Below are 16954 nucleotides of genomic sequence, written 5' to 3' on the forward strand. Positions count from 1 at the left end.
GTTAAATTTTTGAAGTTAAAAAATAGTGGCTTGCCAAAAATAAGCACGAGAGTATAATGTGAAATGGAATACATATTGGATTCATCATGTAACCTTACAAAAATGTAAGGTGTTTGAAAGGAAATTCAATATGAAGATTGCTAGACATACATTATACTAGGGAAAGAGAAAGAGAGGCGAATGAAGATGAGCTCTGAATTAGAACAAAATACAAGAAGCAACAAAAAACGTTCTAAAAGAAAGTCAATAAAATGGTTCATTTTAATTCCATTTTTCCTACTTATTTTTGGAGGAGTAGGATATGGATCATTAATATATAATAAAGCAAAAGCTGTAGTAAGTGATGCGTATGCACAAATTGATAAATCATCAAAACGTGATAAAGACGTTGAGCCTTTAAAGGATAACATTTCAATTTTAATCATGGGTGTAGATGGTAGTGAAATGCGAAAAAGTCAATATGGCGAAGCTGTTCGTACAGATGCACTGTTATTAGCAACAATTAATAAAGATGATAAATCAGTTAAATTAGTAAGTATTCCGCGTGATTCACGTGTATATATTCCATCTAGAAAGAAATTAGATAAAATTACACACGCACACGTATTTGGTGGTGTTGAAAGTACACGAGATACAGTGGAAAGATTTTTAAATGTACCTGTTGATTATTATGTGAAGTTTAACTTTGAATCATTCGTACAAATTGTCGATTCACTTGGTGGTATTGATATTGATGTACCAGTTACTTTCACTGAGCAAGATAGTAAAGACCAAGCGGGTATGATTCATTTAGAGAAAGGTTACCAACATTTAAATGGGGAGCAAGCACTTGCGCTTGCAAGAACACGTAAAATTGACAGTGATGCAATGCGTGGCCAAAGACAACAACTTGTAATAGAAGCAATTGCCAAAAAAGCAATGTCTGTCCAATCTATTAGCAAAATGGGCTCTTTACTTGATGCGGTTGATAAAAATATGAAAACGAACTTAACTTTCGATGATATGCTTGCGATTACAAAAAATATGGCAGGGTCTAATTTGGAAATGGAAAAAATGCAAGTAGAAGGTACGGATAAACGTATCGGAGGTATTTATTATTACATTCCAAATGAAAAAAATGTGAAAGATATTTCGAAAAAATTAAATGATCATTTAGGTGTAACACCAAAACCAGTTCGAAACGAATAATAAAAAAAGATTGGCTTTTGCCAATCTTTTTTTATCGGAATGGATTTGTAACTTTTCTGTAACGATTTTTTATTTTAGAAAAATTATACTCATATGTATGAGAATATTGGAGAAGCAAAAAGTAAAGAGAAATAATGAAAATCTGTAATAAGGAAAGATATCATATGCAGAAATGGATAGGCATTATGGGAATCATTTTTATGTTGACTGGATGTAAAATGTCTGAAGCCCCAACAAGTTTAATGGGTGCTCCTGCCAATGAAAAATGGATTAATGAACTAAAAGAGCAAGTAGATAAAGATTTGCCTGTTAATTATCGATTGCTTACTCCAATGTCTAATAAAGATAAACAGATGATTTGGTCAATGGATTTTAAACAAGATAATAAAAAAGAAGCCATTTTATTTTATAAATTGCCGAATGAAGATCATAGCGTATATTTAGCCGTATATGAAGAATCCGGAAATGGGTGGAAAGTAAAGTCCACACATAAATTTGATGGCGGAGATGTAGATATCGTTGAAGTCGGTGATTTTACAGGGAACGGAAAGCGAGAGTTACTAATCGGAATTTCTGCAAGTCGTGAATCGTTAGAACACGCTATGTATGTTTTTTCAGAAGAAAATGAAGATATGAAGGAAATATATAATCGAAGTTATACGAAGTTATTCATAGAAGATTTAAATAAAAATGGATTGAAAGATATAAGCCTTGTTACGTATGAAAAGGATGAGAAATTGACAGTTGAGTTCATGGAACAATTTAAAACTTTATCTGAAGCGTCATTCGATCCATTTATAAATAGCATCCAAAGAATACAAATGGGCCGCATTTCTAAATCACTAAAGGCGGTTGTAATTGACGCAGGTGTTGGCGCTCATTCAGGGATAACATATGTAGCAAAATTTGATAAGGGTCATTATGAGCCACTACCTATAGATGGAAAAGAAGATTTATTCAATGATTATGTAGTCGAAAGCAAAGATATAAATGAAGACGGCATTATTGAATTTGTTCGTACAGTGCGTCCGAAAGGTTGGGAAGAGGTATCGTACGGAGAGAGTACGATGTTTGAACGCTATATTCAGTGGAGTGAAGATGGAATTAAACCGATAGAAGAAAGATATGTAAATATAGAGAAAGGTTATTTTGTCAAAATCCCGCAAGCATTAATTGGAAAAATAACTGTTCCAGTCCAGCAAGAAGCATCAGATGTTCAAAAATTTATAGATACAACGACAAATGAACTATGGCTTGAAGTCCATATATTTAAGCGGAAAGAATGGTTCAAAATAAAAGGATACGAGGCAGCAGTGAAAACGGCTTCTCACGTATACGCCGTACCGAAACAACCACATTTTGAAAAAGTGAAAGCATATGTAAAGCCGTTAGCGGATTATCAACAAGAGTAGGGAGGTGGAAATTATGCCAACAATTTTAGTTTTAGAAGATGAAATGCCTATTCGTAGTTTTATCGTCTTAAATTTGAAACGTGCTGGATTTTATGTATTAGAAGCTAGTACGGGAGAAGAGGCGTTACAGATATTATGTGAACATACTGTTGATGTAGCATTGCTTGATGTAATGTTACCAGGAATGGATGGTTTTCAAGTTTGTAAAGCGATCCGAGAAGAAAATAAAAAAATCGGTATTATTATGTTAACCGCACGTGTACAAAATGAAGATAAGGTACAAGGATTAGGAATTGGTGCAGATGATTATATCGCAAAGCCGTTTAGTCCAGTGGAATTAACTGCACGTATACAATCGTTATTAAGAAGAATAGAAGTACATGATGAAAAAGCAAATACAATCATATCTGGCCCGTTTTCGTTACATGTTATAGAAGAAAGATTATATAAAAGTGGACAATTAGTTGATTTAACCCCTACAGAGTATATGATATTACAGTATTTAATGAACCAGGCTTCAAAGCCGGTTTCACGTGATGAAATTTTAAATATGATTTGGGGAACGAATTATGTAGGTGAGACGAAAGTAGTAGATGTAAATATGAGGCGGTTACGTCAAAAGATAGAATGTAATCCATCAGAACCTGAATTTATTCTTACTGTGTGGGGAAAAGGATATGTGTGGAAGGAAAGTATAAGATGAAAAGAAAAGTGACTTTATATTTTATGACGGTCATTATACTTATGCTTGTATTATTTGAAGTCGTATTTTCAGTCTCCATTTATCGATATTATTATAATGGTATTGCGCAATATATAGAGTCTCATGCGAAGACAAGTACACGATTTTTCTCTGAATACAATTCACTATACTTTATTCGTTTGCAAGAATACAGCGGCGATATAATTGAGAGCTTTCAGTTAGAAGGAACTGAATTACAATTAATTGATCGACATGGTACGATTATACAGTCGTCAAGTGGACAAAAGGTAGAAGGTAAAGTAGTTATTCCGTATTCGTTACTAGAAGGAGAAATGTACCATCAAGTGACTACTACGAAAGAAAATGTGAAACAATTAGAAGTCATTAGTCCACTTATTCATCAAGGACAAACGATCGGTGTTTTGAAATATACGACTGTTTTAACGAATGTAAATGCAAAGATTATCGAAATCATTATGTTTACTATTTCTGTAGGTATTGTTATTTCAGGAATTGTATTCTTAATCAGTAGACGATTAGCGAATTCGTTTGTTAAACCAATCGAATCTATTATTCATGCTTCTTCACAAATTGCAGAAGGTACATTAAAGAAAAAAATTAAAGAGGATTATCCTGGTGAATTAGGTGAGTTGGCACATAGTTTAAATCATATGTCTAATAAAATAGAAAAAGCGGAACAGATGAAAAATGAATTCATTGCTTCGATTTCTCATGAAATACGAACGCCTTTAACTGGAATTAAAGGTTGGAGTGAGACTTTAAAAACGGTAGATCATTTAACGGAAGAAGAGATAAAGCAAGGTATGGGAATTATATCAGGTGAGACAGACCGATTAATTCATTTAGTAGAAGAATTACTAGATTTTTCAAGATTACAATCAAATCATTTCAATTTATATAAACAAAAGGTGCAAATATACGATATACTAGAGGAGACGATTTGGCAATTAACTCCTAACGCTGAAGAGAAACAAATTCAATTTATGAATACGATAGAAAGAATTGAATTGATGGGAGATCGAAATAGGCTAAAGCAAATTTTCTTGAATATTGTTCAAAATGCTATTAAATATTCACATGAAAAAGGTACAATACACATTGAAGCGACTAAAAATGAAGGACAAGCAGTGATAAAGGTGAAAGACGAAGGGATTGGAATTGCTAAAGAGCATTTACCATATATAGAACAGTCATTTTACCAGATTAATAACCATGCTACAGGTGCTGGTCTTGGTTTAGCTATCGTAAAAAAAATGGTAGAGCTTCATGGAGGTACACTTAGTTTTATAAGTAAAGAGGGAATAGGAACAACCATTTTGATAAAACTCCCATTATAATACATATATATAGGTCTGTTTATATAGTGTAATAAAATAAATAGATGTATAATTATATTGGGTGATTTATATATAAGATTAATAGGGAGAGGAATTAGATAGAATGGAAAAAGCTTTAAAAATTAAACGAGTAGTAGTCGTTTTAATAGCGATTGCAGCAGTAGCTATTGGGTATTTTATGTTTCAATCCATTACTTCACCAGCAAAGGCTGTTGCAAAACAAGAAAATGTAGTACAGCTTGCAAGTGAACAACCGAAAGTAGAAATGAATAAAACGGCACCAAGTCGTTTTAATGGGAAAGAAAGAAAAGTTGCTTATCTTACATTTGATGATGGCCCAGGGAAATATACGGCTGAATTGTTAAATATGTTAAAACAGCATGATGCGAAGGCGACGTTCTTTTTAATTGGAGCGAATGTAAAAGAATTTCCGGATTTAGTGAAACGTGAAGATGCAGAAGGTCATTATGTAGGTATGCATAGTATGACACATAATTTTGCAAAGTTATATAAAAATGGCGAGTATGTAAATGAAATGAAAGAAGATCAAAGCTTAATTGCAAATATTATTGGAAAATCACCTAAATTAACACGTCCGCCATACGGTTCGATGCCTGGATTAAATGAAGGTCTTCGAAACAAAGTGGTAGAGGGCGGTTTTAAAGTATGGGATTGGACAATTGATTCATTAGATTGGAAATATAACAAAGTACAAGTTGATGCAGCGGCAGCACAAATTGCTCAAAACGTAATAACACATGCAACAAAACCACAGGAAGTTATTTTAATGCATGACATTCACCCACAATCAGTTGCTGCTGTGCCAGCAATTTTAAAAGGGTTAAAAGAAAAGGGTTATGAGTTTGAAGCTTATCATGAAGAGAGTCACTTCCCAGTGAATTTCTGGCATGATAACCGTATGTAATGGAGGAATGAACGTTGAAGTATGGAAAAGTAGCAGTAGTTGGAGCACTATCAGTAGGACTATTAACAGGTTGTTTCGGTGAAAAACCAGAAGAAAATCTTTATACAGCTTTTGAAACAGCAGCAACACAAGAAAAATCATTAGTTGATGAAGCGAAGAAGTTAGAGAAGTTAGAGAAGGAAGGCCAAGAGCTGTATTCTCAAATTTTACAAGAAGGTAAAGATCATAATGACGCTGTTATGAAAAAGCTAGAGCAAGCTACTGCAAATGTAGATGACCGTGAAAAAGTATTAAAAACTGAGAAAGAAATGCTAGAAAAAGCTCAGAAAGAAACGAAATCTGTGCAAGGAAATATAGAAAAGCTTGAAGATAAGAAGTTACAAAAACAAGCGAAAGCAGTAGAAGAGTCGTATAAAAACCGTTATGATGCATTCCAAAAGATGAATGAGAATTATACGAAGGCGTTAACGACTGAAAAAGAACTGTATGAAAAATTAAAAGTAAAAGAAACGAAATTAAAAGAGATTGGTGAAAAAGTTAAAGCTGTTAATGAATCAACTGTGGAAGCACAAAAATCAAAAGAGCAATTTAACAATTTTACAAAAGAGTATAATGACAGTAAATTAGCATTCTACAAAGATGCAGAGATTAAGATTAAAGATCAGAAATAAAGAAGAATCTTAATCATAATAAAAAGCCGGAGAAACATCGTTACAAATGTTTTTTCGGCTTTTTACGTTAAATGAATAGAAAAGGCTGGAATTGATATCATAAAAGAGTTATAGTGAATTATTCCAAGGGAAACATTGTAAAGTAAGGAGAATGGAAATATGTCATATGAATTTTTACTCAAATTAGGTTTAGCACTCTTTTTAGGATTATTCATCGGGATAGATAGGCAGCTAAAGAATAAACCGCTTGGTGTGAAAACAAGTATGGTTATTTCTGTAGCAAGTTGTTTAATTACGATGGTTTCAATTGAAGCCGTACATGTATATTCTGTTCCAGGGCACACAAATATGGATCCAATGCGTCTAGCTGCTCAAATTGTGAGTGGTATTGGTTTTCTTGGCGCAGGTGTTATTTTACGAAGAAGTAATGACGTTATTTCCGGATTAACGACAGCTTCTATGGTGTGGGCTGCTTCAGCTTTAGGTATAGCAATTGGGGCGGGATTTTATTTACAAGCGACGGTTGCTATGATTTTAATTATTTTAGCAATTAACGTACTTCCGCAACTTGTGAAAATCGCAGGTCCGTATTCATTAAGACAAAAGGATTTATCTATAAAAATTACTGTAAAAGAGCATCATGAGTTAGATGGTATATTTAAGCAAATCAAAAATTTAGGTATGCATGTGAAACGAGTGAAAATTAAAGATATAGATAGTGGAGCATTTCAGCAACTTGAGATGGTTATTTTAGCTCCAGAAGATTTATATACAACAGAGTTATATAGTTCCCTAAAAGAGATTGATCGAGTAGTTTCAGTTGAAGTGGAAAGTAGATAATTGTGAAAAAGGAGTGAAGTGCATTCACTCTTTTTTTATTTGGAGTTTTAAGGGGATGAATTGATATAATGATGAGTAAACAAGGGGGAGATAGGATGGAAATACATATTAGAAGAGCAATAAAAGATGATATACCAGGTATAGCAAAGGTGCATGTTGATAGCTGGAAAACAACGTATAAAGGGATATTTGCTGACGAAATTTTAGAAAATATAACGTATGAGCAACGAGAAAAACAATGGGAAAACATTTTTCAGCAAGAAGATAAATACCAATATAGATTTGTAGCAGAGACGTTAGATGGAAAAATAATTGGGTTCATTGACGGGGGAGTGGAAAGAAGTGGTGCATATAATTGTGATGGGGAATTATATGCGATCTACCTTTTACAAGAGTATCAAGGAATGAAAATCGGACAAAAGTTATTTCAAGCTTTATTATTGGAATGTATAAACAATGAAATGCAATCACTTTTAGTATGGGTTGTTGCGAATAATCCTTCTAAAAGGTTCTATGAGAAATATAATCCAGAAAAAATTGACACGAAATTTTTAGAGAGACTAAATATAGAAGAAACAGCGTATTGTTGGAGAAGTATAAATAATATTATTATGTAAACTTATTGTTTGAAAGAGGTATACCAATTAAGGTATACCTCTTTTGTTTAACTATTTTGAAGGGGATTACTAATGAAAAAAGTAAGTATGTAGTTTGAAATTGAGTATTTTTTTCGTGTATTTTTAACTAGATTAAAGAAAAGAGAGAAAACAAAAAAAAATAAATTAGATAAAAAATTCTGAAATATACTATTGAATTGAATATCGTTATCAATTAGAATCATAATTGATAACGATATTCAATTGTTGTTTATTATATAAAATTTCGATAGCTTTAATATAAAGAGGAGGACCAATATGCAGCATGCGAAACAAATCGCAGAACATGCAACATTACAAAGTTTTTTAAACTGTTATTTAAGGGAAACAGGGAGTGGAGAATGGATTACAGAGGATGAAAAAATGAAAAGTATCTTCAGTAATACGTTGAATAGAGATATAGTCCCCACATATTTATATTGTCGGCTATCGGCGCAGAACGTTACTTTGTATGGAGAAGTTATATATAAATCAGCAACAGATCGCCATTTGTTTGGAGAACAATTTTATTATCAAATGGGAGAAAATAAGAATGTTATAAAAGCAGATTACGTTACTGTTATTACGTTTTTAATAAAAGAAATGTCTATGAATTATGGGGATGGTACAAATCCCGCTGAACTTATGGTCCGTGTCATTCAAAGTTGTCAAAATATTGAAGTTTTTTTAAAGGGACGGATAGAAGAAACATCAAAATTATATGCTTTCCATACATCCTTTATAGAGGCGGAGCAATCATTATTATTTGGACATTTAACTCATCCAACCCCAAAGAGTAGACAAGGTATTTTGGAATGGAAAAGCGCGATGTATTCTCCAGAATTAAAAGGAGAATGTCAGCTTCATTATTTTAGGGCACATAAAAGTATAGTAAAGGAAAAATCATTATTATTTGATTCTACAACAGTAATTCTAAAAGAAGAGTTATGTAATGATGAGATGGTGAGTCAGGAATTTATATCGAAATATTGTAAGGAAGATGAATATTCATTACTTCCAATTCATCCGCTTCAGGCAGAATGGCTATTACACCAATCTTACGTACAGGATTGGATAGAGCAAGGAGTACTTGAGTATATCGGTCCGGCCGGTAAGTATTATATGGCAACATCATCACTTAGGACACTATATCATCCCCACTCAAAATACATGCTTAAGTTTTCATTTCCAGTAAAAGTAACAAATTCAATGCGCATTAACAAATTGAAGGAACTAGAGAGTGGCCTTGAAGGAAAGGAAATGCTAAATACAGCGATTGGTGAAGTGTTAGAAAAGTTTCCGGGTTTTGATTTTATTTGTGATCCAGCATTTATTACATTAAATTACGGAGCAGAAGAATCTGGATTTGAAGTAATAATACGAGAAAATCCTTTTTATAGAGAACATGCAAATGACGCTACATTAATTGCTGGACTAGTTCAAGACGCTATACCTGGAGAACGTACTCGTTTATCGAATATTATTCATCAACTAGCAGATGTAGAAAGTAGAAGCTGCGAAGAAGTAAGTTTAGAGTGGTTTAGACGATATATGAATATTTCTTTAAAGCCGATGGTATGGATGTACTTACAGTATGGCGTTGCATTAGAAGCTCATCAGCAAAATAGTGTTGTTCAGCTAAAGGACGGTTATCCGGTCAAATATTATTTTCGTGATAATCAAGGTTTTTATTTCTGCAATTCAATGAAAGAAGTGCTTAATAAGGAGTTAACGGGTATTGGAGAACGTACTGGAAATCTATATGACGATTATATTGTAGATGAAAGATTTCGTTACTATTTAATTTTCAATCATATGTTTGGCCTCATTAACGGTTTTGGCACAGCGGGATTAATTAAGGAGGAAATTCTTCTCTCTGAATTAAGATCTGTACTTGAATCGTTCCTTCCTTACAACCGTGAACCTTCTACCTTTTTAAGAGAATTGTTGGAAGAGGATAAGTTGGCATGTAAAGCAAATTTATTAACGAGATTTTTTGATGTCGATGAGTTAAGTAATCCATTAGAACAAGCAATTTACGTACAGGTACAGAATCCGCTCGTTAGAGAAGTGGCTGTTCGTTTATAAATAACGCAAAAATTTCACGTAATACAAATAATGGTATTTCCCGTAAGGTGGAGGGGTTATAACGGTGGATATGTGTCATATGAAAATTTTGAAGGCGCTCCAATCAGAAGATTACATTTCAGTGCGAAGAAGGGTGTTACGTCAATTAGTAGAGTCGTTAATTTATGAGGGGATCATTACGCCAGTTCGCATTGAAAACGAAGAACAAATTCTTTTTCTTATACAAGGACTTGATGAAGACAACAAAAGTGTCACGTATAAATGCTACGGAAGAGAACGAATAACATTTGGACGTATCTCTATAGAGTCATTAATTGTAAGAGTTCAAGAGGAAAAACAAGAAATACAATCAGTCTCGCAATTTTTGGAAGAAGTTTTTCGAGTTGTTAACGTGGAACAAACGAAATTAGATTCTTTCATTCATGAATTAGAACAAACGATATTTAAAGATACGATTGCACAATATGAAAGACATAATAAGGTGGAATATACTCAAAAATCGTACGATGACTTTGAAAGCCATTTAATAGACGGTCATCCATATCATCCTAGCTATAAAGCACGCATTGGATTTCAATATCGTGACAATTTTCAATATGGATATGAATTTATGAGGCCAATAAAACTCATATGGATTGCAGCGCATAAGAAATATGCGGCTATAGGTTATGAAAATGAAGTGATATACGGTGATACTTTAAAAGAAGAAATTGGTGAACAGAAAATAGAAGAATATATGAAAAATATTCGAAGTTTAGGATGTAACCCGGAACAGTATGTATTCATTCCAGTGCATCCGTGGCAGTGGGAAAACTTTATTATTCCGAATTATGCTGATCATATACAGGATGAAAATATTATTTATTTAGGAAAATCAGAGGATGATTATTGCGCGCAACAATCAATGAGGACGTTAAGAAATGTTACGTATCCAAAGAGACCATATGTAAAGTTATCGCTGAACATACTTAACACTTCAACACTCCGTACGCTGAAACCATATTCAGTTGTGAGTGCACCAGCTATATCGAATTGGTTAAGTGATATCGTAAGTCGGGATTCTTATTTAACGGATGAATCGCGCATCATTTTGTTAAAAGAATTTTCGAGTGTAACGTATGATACGAATAAGAAAGCCACATATGGTTCATTAGGATGCATTTGGCGTGAAAGCGTTCATAAATATTTAGATGAGCAAGAGGATGCGGTTCCTTTTAACGGCTTATATGCAAAAGAGAAAGACGGTACACCAGTTATTGATACGTGGTTAAACAAATATGGGATAGAAAACTGGCTACGATTACTGATTCAAAAAGCGATCATTCCAGTTATACATCTTGTTGTAGAGCATGGGCTGGCATTAGAATCACACGGACAAAATATGGTTTTAGTTCATAAAGAAGGGCTACCTGTCCGTATTGCATTAAAGGATTTCCATGAAGGACTTGAGTATTATCGTCCATTCTTAAAAGAAGTTGCTAAATGTCCGGACTTTACTAAAATGCATAAAACGTATGCGAATGGAAAAATGAATGATTTCTTTGAAATGGATCGTATTGAATGTTTACAAGAGATGGTATTAGATGCACTGTTCTTATTTAATGTAGGAGAATTAGCTTTCGTATTTGCAGATGAATATGATTGGAAAGAAGAAAATTTTTGGATGATAGTGGTCGAAGCAATTGAAAATCATTTTAGAAAATATCCACACTTGAAAGAGAGATTTGAAAGTATTCAGCTATACACTCCTACATTTTATGCTGAGCAATTAACGAAGCGTCGATTATATATGGATGTGGAATCGCTCGTTCATGAAGTTCCAAATCCATTGTATAGAGCAAGACAACTTAACAAACAAAAATCAGTTGTTACAGGGGGAAATTATGCTAATCGTTAATAAAGAAGAGTATAGCAAAAGTGATTTTGATTTGAGATTACAAGTTTATGAGGAAATGGAACAATTTCAAGAAGCAGAAGGAAAGAGATTTGCGCTTTGTCTGAAAGATCCATTCGATATTATTACGCTTGTGTTTTTCTTAAAAGAAAAGAAAGCCTCAGTATTACTTATACATGAAGATACGCCAAAAGAAACGGCTATTGAAATGGCAAAGCGTGCAAATTGTATCGGAATTTTATATGAAGAATATAGCGATTTTACGAAATTAGAAGTAGTGAAAGCTTTATTAGAAGAGCCCTCTTTATTGCAATATAGTTCTGGAACTACGGGTGAACCAAAACTGATTCGTAGAGCATGGACGGAAGTGGATACAGAAATTACTGCTTATAATGAAGCTTTAAACTGTGAAGTAGATGAAGTGCCGATCGTTATGGCTCCTGTTTCACATTCATACGGACTCATATGTGGTACGTTATCTGCAATTACGAGGGGAAGCAAACCTATCATCATTACGAATAAAAACCCTAAATTCGCATTAAATATCGTTCGCCATACAGAAAAACATATCATATATGCAGTACCACTTATGTTACATATTATGGGGAGTTTCCCGCAAGGAACGTTTCAGTTTCATAAAATTATGACGTCAGGAGCGCCTTTGCCAGAAGCATTGTTTTATAAACTAAAAGAAACGACAACATATATGATGCAACAATACGGATGTTCTGAAGCAGGTTGTATTAGTATATGTCATGATATGAAAAGCCATTTAGATTTAGGGAATCCACTACCTCATGCGAGTATAAACATAGGTTCAGATGAAAATATGCCTGAAGAAATCGTAGTGAAAATGAACGATAAGGAAATTTTTACGAAAGATTTGGGCTATAAATCTGAGCATGGCCTTCATTTTATGGGTCGCATGGATGATGTGATTAACGTTTCAGGATTAAAAGTCTTTCCGATAGAGGTAGAAGAAACGATGCTTCGACTAGCAGGTGTTCAAGAGGCAATTGTATATCGAGGGCAACATCCCGTGATGGGCGAAATTGTTAAAGCGAAAGTAATCTCTCATATTGATCCAGTTCGAATAAGAGAATGGTGTATGCAGCATTTACCATCTTATAAAGTTCCACATGAGATTGAAAGTGTAACTGAGATTCCGAAAAATAAAACTGGAAAAGTAAGTAGAAAGCTACTAGAGATGGGAGAGGTTACAGCATGAGACGTGAAATATTAAAAAATGAAGTGTTGAAAATTATGATAGAAAAAATGGAACTAAAAAATGTAACGCATTTAGAAGAAACGATGCGTTTGAACCAAGATTTATATATAGATTCGGTAATGATGTTACAGCTTATAGTATACATAGAAATGGATGTAAAGCTATGCGTTCCAGAGGATGAGGTAGACCCAAAAGCGTTTCTTACTGTAGGATCTTTACTTGATTTTATGGAGGAGCTACAACCGGTATAAGAAGTAAATGTAAATTATTAGCCTTTAGGAAAGTGGATGAGAATATGACTTCAATTAAAGTGCACTGTTTAGTGAGTTGTTTTTGTGAAATTATAAAAAGGCGTAGCGATATAGATTTTCGTCCCTTTTATTTTGGATTATGGGACGGAGATTTTGATATAACAGAAGGTGGTATTATTTCGTATCACTCCGAAAATATTAACCACGATAATTATTTATTATGGTATGAAAAATTGTATGGCGTAAAAGTGAACGAATGGTATGATCATGCAAAAGATAAGGATAGCAATGTAGAAACGTTTTTACAATTAGTAGAAAACAAGCCAGAAAATCGCTATGTCATTGTAATGGTTGATATGTCTCTATTACCTGAGAGGGAAAATAAATTCCATCAAAAACCGTTTCCGCATTATTTAATGATATCGAAGACAGAGAAAGAAGAAGAATGGTTCATGCTAGATCCTGATTTTCGCTGGGAAGGGAATATGGAAAGAGAAAAAGTACTTCACTCTGTTCGAGATAACCCATTTGGCGGAGGGTATTTCATTGATATAGAAGAAATTCAGGAGCCAACAGAAGAAATGGTAGCGAGTTATTTCATAGAAACTTTCAAAAGAAACGATAATGAATTGACTATGGAGCTGAAAAATTTAATTATAAAAATGGCAAATGAAGAAGAAGGGTATTCGCTTTCTAGTCTTGTAGCGGCAGTCAAACAAATACCAGTACTTGCAATTCGTAAATATAGTTATGAACATGCCTTTGCGTACTTCCGTGAAACGTTGCAATATTCGGAGCAAGAGTTTGATTATTGGTGTGATCGGGTAGAAGATATTGTACAAGGATTTACAAATGTACAGTATCGTGCAATTAAAATGGCAATGATGAATAATAAGGGTATGTTATTAGCAATTGTTGAAAAGCTTGATGAAATGAATGCAATTGAACTGCAAATAAAGGTTGAATTAGAGAGACAGTTTTTATTATGGAAAGAAATGAAAATAAACGAGTCTGTCTTAGCATTTAAAAAATCTAACTGAATTTAAGATAAGGAGGTTCGAACCTATGAAATATTCATTATGTACTATTTCCTTTCGTCATCAATTAATTTCATTTACTGATATTGTTCAATTTGCGTATGACAACGGTTTTGAAGGAATTGAATTGTGGGGGACTCATGCACGAAATTTGTATATGCAAGAGTATGAAACGACAGAACGAGAATTGAATTGTTTAAAGAATAAAAACTTGGAAATTACAATGATAAGTGATTACTTAGACATATCATTATCGGCAGATTTTGAAAAAACGATAGAAAAATGTGAACAACTTGCAATACTAGCTGATTGGTTTAAAACGAACAAAATTCGTACGTTTGCTGGACAAAAAGGTAGCGGAGATTTCTCAGAGCAGGAGAGAAAAGAATATGTGAATCGTATTCGCATCATTTGTGAAGTATTTGCTCAGCATAATATGTATGTACTTTTAGAAACACATCCAAATACGTTAACGGATACGTTGCCTTCTACTTTGGAATTATTAGGAGAAGTAGATCATCCGAATTTGAAAATAAACCTGGATTTTCTTCATATATGGGAGTCGGGAGCAAATCCAATAGACAGCTTCCATCGACTAAAGCCGTGGATACAACATTACCATTTTAAGAATATATCGTCAGCAGATTATTTACATGTGTTTGAACCTAATAATGTATATGCAGCAGCGGGAAGTCGAATTGGTATGGTTCCATTATTTGAAGGTATCGTAAATTATGATGAGATTATTCAAGAAGTGAGAGATACTGACCATTTCGCTTCACTCGAATGGTTTGGACATAATGCAAAAGATATATTAAAAGAAGAAATGAAAGTATTAATAAATAGAAATTTAGAAGTAGTAACTTCTTAATATAAAATGATGTAAGAGTCTCTCATTGTAGAGACTCTTTTTTAAAAAATACAAATAACCAAAAATTACCATGTATTTAAATTAAAATTTAACACAATTTATATATAAATAAGGAGGTGATTGGTAATGGCTAGAAATCGTAATTCTAATCAATTAGCATCACATGGAGCACAAGCAGCTTTAGATCAAATGAAATATGAAATTGCACAAGAGTTTGGTGTACAACTTGGAGCTGACACTTCTTCACGTGCAAACGGTTCTGTAGGCGGTGAAATTACAAAACGTCTAGTAGCGATGGCAGAACAACAACTTGGTGGCGGATATACTCGCTAATTGTAGAAGGTTATAGGAGAAAGGAAGGATTCTTCCTTTCTTTTTTTTTCAATTAATTGGTATGGATATATTGCGAACTGGATTCAAAGAATAGGAATAATACTATATTTTCCCCAATTTCTTTTGTTGTGAATGGGAAGTAGTAAAGATGTAATAGCCCTGGTGGAATGAAAAATTACGTTCCAGCAGGGCTATTATATGGTAAGAAATATACGATGAAAGGATTCCGAAGCCAACATGTTAAAAAAAGAAAACTGTTGTTTAATTGCGCTTGCATCAGTTCCACTTGTTATGACATTAGGGAATTCAATGCTCATTCCAATCCTACCGACTATCGAAAAGAAGTTACATATTTCATCATTTCAAGTATCCATGATTATTACAATTTACTCTATTGTAGCCATTTTACTTATACCGATTGCTGGTTATTTATCAGATAGATGGGGACGAAAGATGGTAATGGTTCCGAGTTTGCTGATTGCGGCTATAGGAGGAGCGATAACTGGTTGGGTATCTTGGAAAGTTGATAATCCCTACACTTGGATATTGATTGGTAGAGCGATTCAAGGTATTGGTGCTGCTGGTGCAATGCCAGTTGTTATACCGTGTGTTGGTGATTTATACAAAGATGAAAAACAAGTTAGTACAGGTTTAGGAATCATTGAAACATCCAATACATTTGGAAAAGTGCTGAGCCCTATTTTAGGATCTGCTCTTGCTGCCATTGTATGGTTCTTACCATTCTGGGCGATTCCAGTTCTATGTGTATTATCAATTGTTTTATTACTTGTTCTAGTAAAGGCAAAGAAACAAGAAGGAGAAGTACCACCACTTAAAGAGTTTATAAAATCTATTCTCTCTACGTTTCGAGAAAAGGGAAGATGGTTGATTGCCATTTTTGTATTAGGTGCAATTATTATGCTTATTTTATTCGGAATTCTCTTTTATTTGTCGACTATACTGGAATCAAAGTATGACATTCATGGTATATGGAAAGGGTGTGTACTCGCTATCCCGTTACTTGTACTCTCACTTAGTTCATATATGGCCGGTAAAAAAATTGGAGATAATCAAAATGTGATGAAGAAGTGTATTTATATTGGATTTTTAATGGCTTCTGCTTCAGTCATTATTCCTTTATTTGTAAAAGGAATCTATTTACTAATTCTTTGTCTCGTTGTTATGGGAATCGGAATTGGTATGGCACTCCCATGTTTAGATGCTTTAATTACACAAGGGATTGAAAAGGAGCAAAGGGGGACAGTTACGTCATTTTATAGTTCCATGCGATTTATCGGTGTAGCAGCTGGACCACCTCTATACTCTTTTTTCATGAAAGGTGCTGACCATGAAGTGTTTTATTTAACCAGTATATTCGCTGGTATTGGTGCTGTTATAGCGATCATTTGGATTAAACCAGCAAAAGATGCAAAGAACGTAAAACAGGAACCGGAACCTACTTCATAATTTGTAAGAGAATTGCACGATGTTTTATAGATCATGCAATTCTCTTTCGTTCA

16 protein-coding genes are annotated in these 16954 nt (G+C 33.7%); all 16 read left to right on the forward strand.

Annotated elements, in window-relative coordinates; translation table 11 throughout:
- Positions 1-186 precede the first annotated feature (186 nt).
- The 16 genes from MR115_RS13260 to MR115_RS13335 all read left to right on the forward strand — a co-directional run bounded on the left by MR115_RS13260 (position 187) and on the right by MR115_RS13335 (position 16901).
- Entirely contained in the window at positions 187-1188 is a 1002-nt protein-coding gene (locus tag MR115_RS13260; protein ID WP_242241609.1) for an LCP family protein, read from the forward strand.
- A gap of 164 nt (positions 1189-1352) precedes the next feature.
- A complete protein-coding gene (locus MR115_RS13265; RefSeq protein WP_242241610.1) occupies positions 1353-2600 on the forward strand; it encodes a hypothetical protein in 1248 nt (415 codons plus the stop codon).
- Positions 2601-2613: 13 nt separating this feature from the next.
- Positions 2614-3303: a response regulator transcription factor gene (locus MR115_RS13270; RefSeq protein WP_097817573.1), complete on the forward strand. Its 690-nt coding sequence runs from the start codon at positions 2614-2616 to the stop codon at positions 3301-3303.
- Positions 3300-4661, forward strand: coding sequence for a sensor histidine kinase (locus MR115_RS13275; RefSeq protein ID WP_242241611.1), 1362 nt, complete (start codon positions 3300-3302; stop codon positions 4659-4661). Before MR115_RS13270 ends, MR115_RS13275 begins: the two co-directional genes overlap by 4 nt.
- Positions 4662-4764: 103 nt before the next feature.
- Positions 4765-5586 (forward strand): peptidoglycan-N-acetylglucosamine deacetylase, encoded by an 822-nt coding sequence (locus tag MR115_RS13280; RefSeq protein WP_061680439.1) that lies wholly within the window; start codon positions 4765-4767, stop codon positions 5584-5586.
- A 14-nt stretch (positions 5587-5600) separates the two neighbouring features.
- A complete protein-coding gene (locus MR115_RS13285; protein WP_242241612.1) occupies positions 5601-6257 on the forward strand; it encodes a YkyA family protein in 657 nt (218 codons plus the stop codon).
- 159 nt (positions 6258-6416) lie between these two features.
- Positions 6417-7097 carry an MgtC/SapB family protein gene (locus MR115_RS13290; protein ID WP_000119503.1) on the forward strand — a complete coding sequence of 227 codons (681 nt, stop codon included), beginning with the start codon at positions 6417-6419 and terminating at the stop codon, positions 7095-7097.
- Between the two features lie 68 nt (positions 7098-7165).
- Positions 7166-7714, forward strand: coding sequence for a GNAT family N-acetyltransferase (locus MR115_RS13295; RefSeq protein WP_242241613.1), 549 nt, complete (start codon positions 7166-7168; stop codon positions 7712-7714).
- Between the two features lie 297 nt (positions 7715-8011).
- Positions 8012-9820 (forward strand): IucA/IucC family protein, encoded by a 1809-nt coding sequence (locus tag MR115_RS13300; protein ID WP_242241614.1) that lies wholly within the window; start codon positions 8012-8014, stop codon positions 9818-9820.
- 58 nt (positions 9821-9878) lie between these two features.
- Complete coding sequence (locus tag MR115_RS13305; RefSeq protein ID WP_242241758.1) at positions 9879-11717, forward strand: IucA/IucC family protein; 1839 nt, start codon at positions 9879-9881, stop codon at positions 11715-11717.
- Positions 11704-12942 (forward strand): 3,4-dihydroxybenzoic acid-AMP ligase AsbC, encoded by a 1239-nt coding sequence (asbC, locus tag MR115_RS13310; RefSeq protein ID WP_132131833.1) that lies wholly within the window; start codon positions 11704-11706, stop codon positions 12940-12942. The genes MR115_RS13305 and asbC overlap by 14 nt, the downstream gene beginning before the upstream one ends.
- On the forward strand, positions 12939-13193 hold the full coding sequence (asbD, locus tag MR115_RS13315; protein WP_061680434.1) for a petrobactin biosynthesis protein AsbD: 255 nt from the start codon (positions 12939-12941) through the stop codon (positions 13191-13193). Before asbC ends, asbD begins: the two co-directional genes overlap by 4 nt.
- A gap of 44 nt (positions 13194-13237) precedes the next feature.
- Positions 13238-14233 (forward strand): petrobactin biosynthesis protein AsbE, encoded by a 996-nt coding sequence (gene asbE, locus MR115_RS13320; protein WP_242241615.1) that lies wholly within the window; start codon positions 13238-13240, stop codon positions 14231-14233.
- 25 nt (positions 14234-14258) lie between these two features.
- Positions 14259-15101 (forward strand): sugar phosphate isomerase/epimerase family protein, encoded by an 843-nt coding sequence (locus tag MR115_RS13325; protein ID WP_242241616.1) that lies wholly within the window; start codon positions 14259-14261, stop codon positions 15099-15101.
- A 126-nt stretch (positions 15102-15227) separates the two neighbouring features.
- A complete protein-coding gene (locus MR115_RS13330; RefSeq protein WP_000113545.1) occupies positions 15228-15434 on the forward strand; it encodes an alpha/beta-type small acid-soluble spore protein in 207 nt (68 codons plus the stop codon).
- 237 nt (positions 15435-15671) lie between these two features.
- Positions 15672-16901, forward strand: a complete 1230-nt coding sequence (locus tag MR115_RS13335) for a bacillibactin exporter BcbE (RefSeq protein WP_242241617.1) — start codon at positions 15672-15674, stop codon at positions 16899-16901.
- Positions 16902-16954 lie beyond the last annotated feature (53 nt).

It is taken from the genome of Bacillus cereus group sp. BfR-BA-01309, assembly GCF_022664315.1.
Classification (GTDB): Bacteria; Bacillota; Bacilli; order Bacillales; family Bacillaceae_G; genus Bacillus_A; species Bacillus_A mobilis.

Excerpts from the sequence above, each read along its gene's own strand:
- MR115_RS13260 (WP_242241609.1), top strand. The coding sequence starts at position 187 with ATGAGCTCTGAATTAGAACAAAATACAAGAAGCAACAAAAAACGTTCT.
- MR115_RS13265 (WP_242241610.1), top strand. The coding sequence starts at position 1,353 with ATGCAGAAATGGATAGGCATTATGGGAATCATTTTTATGTTGACTGGA.
- MR115_RS13270 (WP_097817573.1), top strand. The coding sequence starts at position 2,614 with ATGCCAACAATTTTAGTTTTAGAAGATGAAATGCCTATTCGTAGTTTT.
- MR115_RS13275 (WP_242241611.1), top strand. The coding sequence starts at position 3,300 with ATGAAAAGAAAAGTGACTTTATATTTTATGACGGTCATTATACTTATG.
- MR115_RS13280 (WP_061680439.1), top strand. The coding sequence starts at position 4,765 with ATGGAAAAAGCTTTAAAAATTAAACGAGTAGTAGTCGTTTTAATAGCG.
- MR115_RS13290 (WP_000119503.1), top strand. The coding sequence starts at position 6,417 with ATGTCATATGAATTTTTACTCAAATTAGGTTTAGCACTCTTTTTAGGA.
- MR115_RS13295 (WP_242241613.1), top strand. The coding sequence starts at position 7,166 with ATGATGAGTAAACAAGGGGGAGATAGGATGGAAATACATATTAGAAGA.
- MR115_RS13300 (WP_242241614.1), top strand. The coding sequence starts at position 8,012 with ATGCAGCATGCGAAACAAATCGCAGAACATGCAACATTACAAAGTTTT.
- asbC (WP_132131833.1), top strand. The coding sequence starts at position 11,704 with ATGCTAATCGTTAATAAAGAAGAGTATAGCAAAAGTGATTTTGATTTG.
- asbD (WP_061680434.1), top strand. The coding sequence starts at position 12,939 with ATGAGACGTGAAATATTAAAAAATGAAGTGTTGAAAATTATGATAGAA.
- asbE (WP_242241615.1), top strand. The coding sequence starts at position 13,238 with ATGACTTCAATTAAAGTGCACTGTTTAGTGAGTTGTTTTTGTGAAATT.
- MR115_RS13325 (WP_242241616.1), top strand. The coding sequence starts at position 14,259 with ATGAAATATTCATTATGTACTATTTCCTTTCGTCATCAATTAATTTCA.
- MR115_RS13330 (WP_000113545.1), top strand. The coding sequence starts at position 15,228 with ATGGCTAGAAATCGTAATTCTAATCAATTAGCATCACATGGAGCACAA.
- MR115_RS13335 (WP_242241617.1), top strand. The coding sequence starts at position 15,672 with ATGTTAAAAAAAGAAAACTGTTGTTTAATTGCGCTTGCATCAGTTCCA.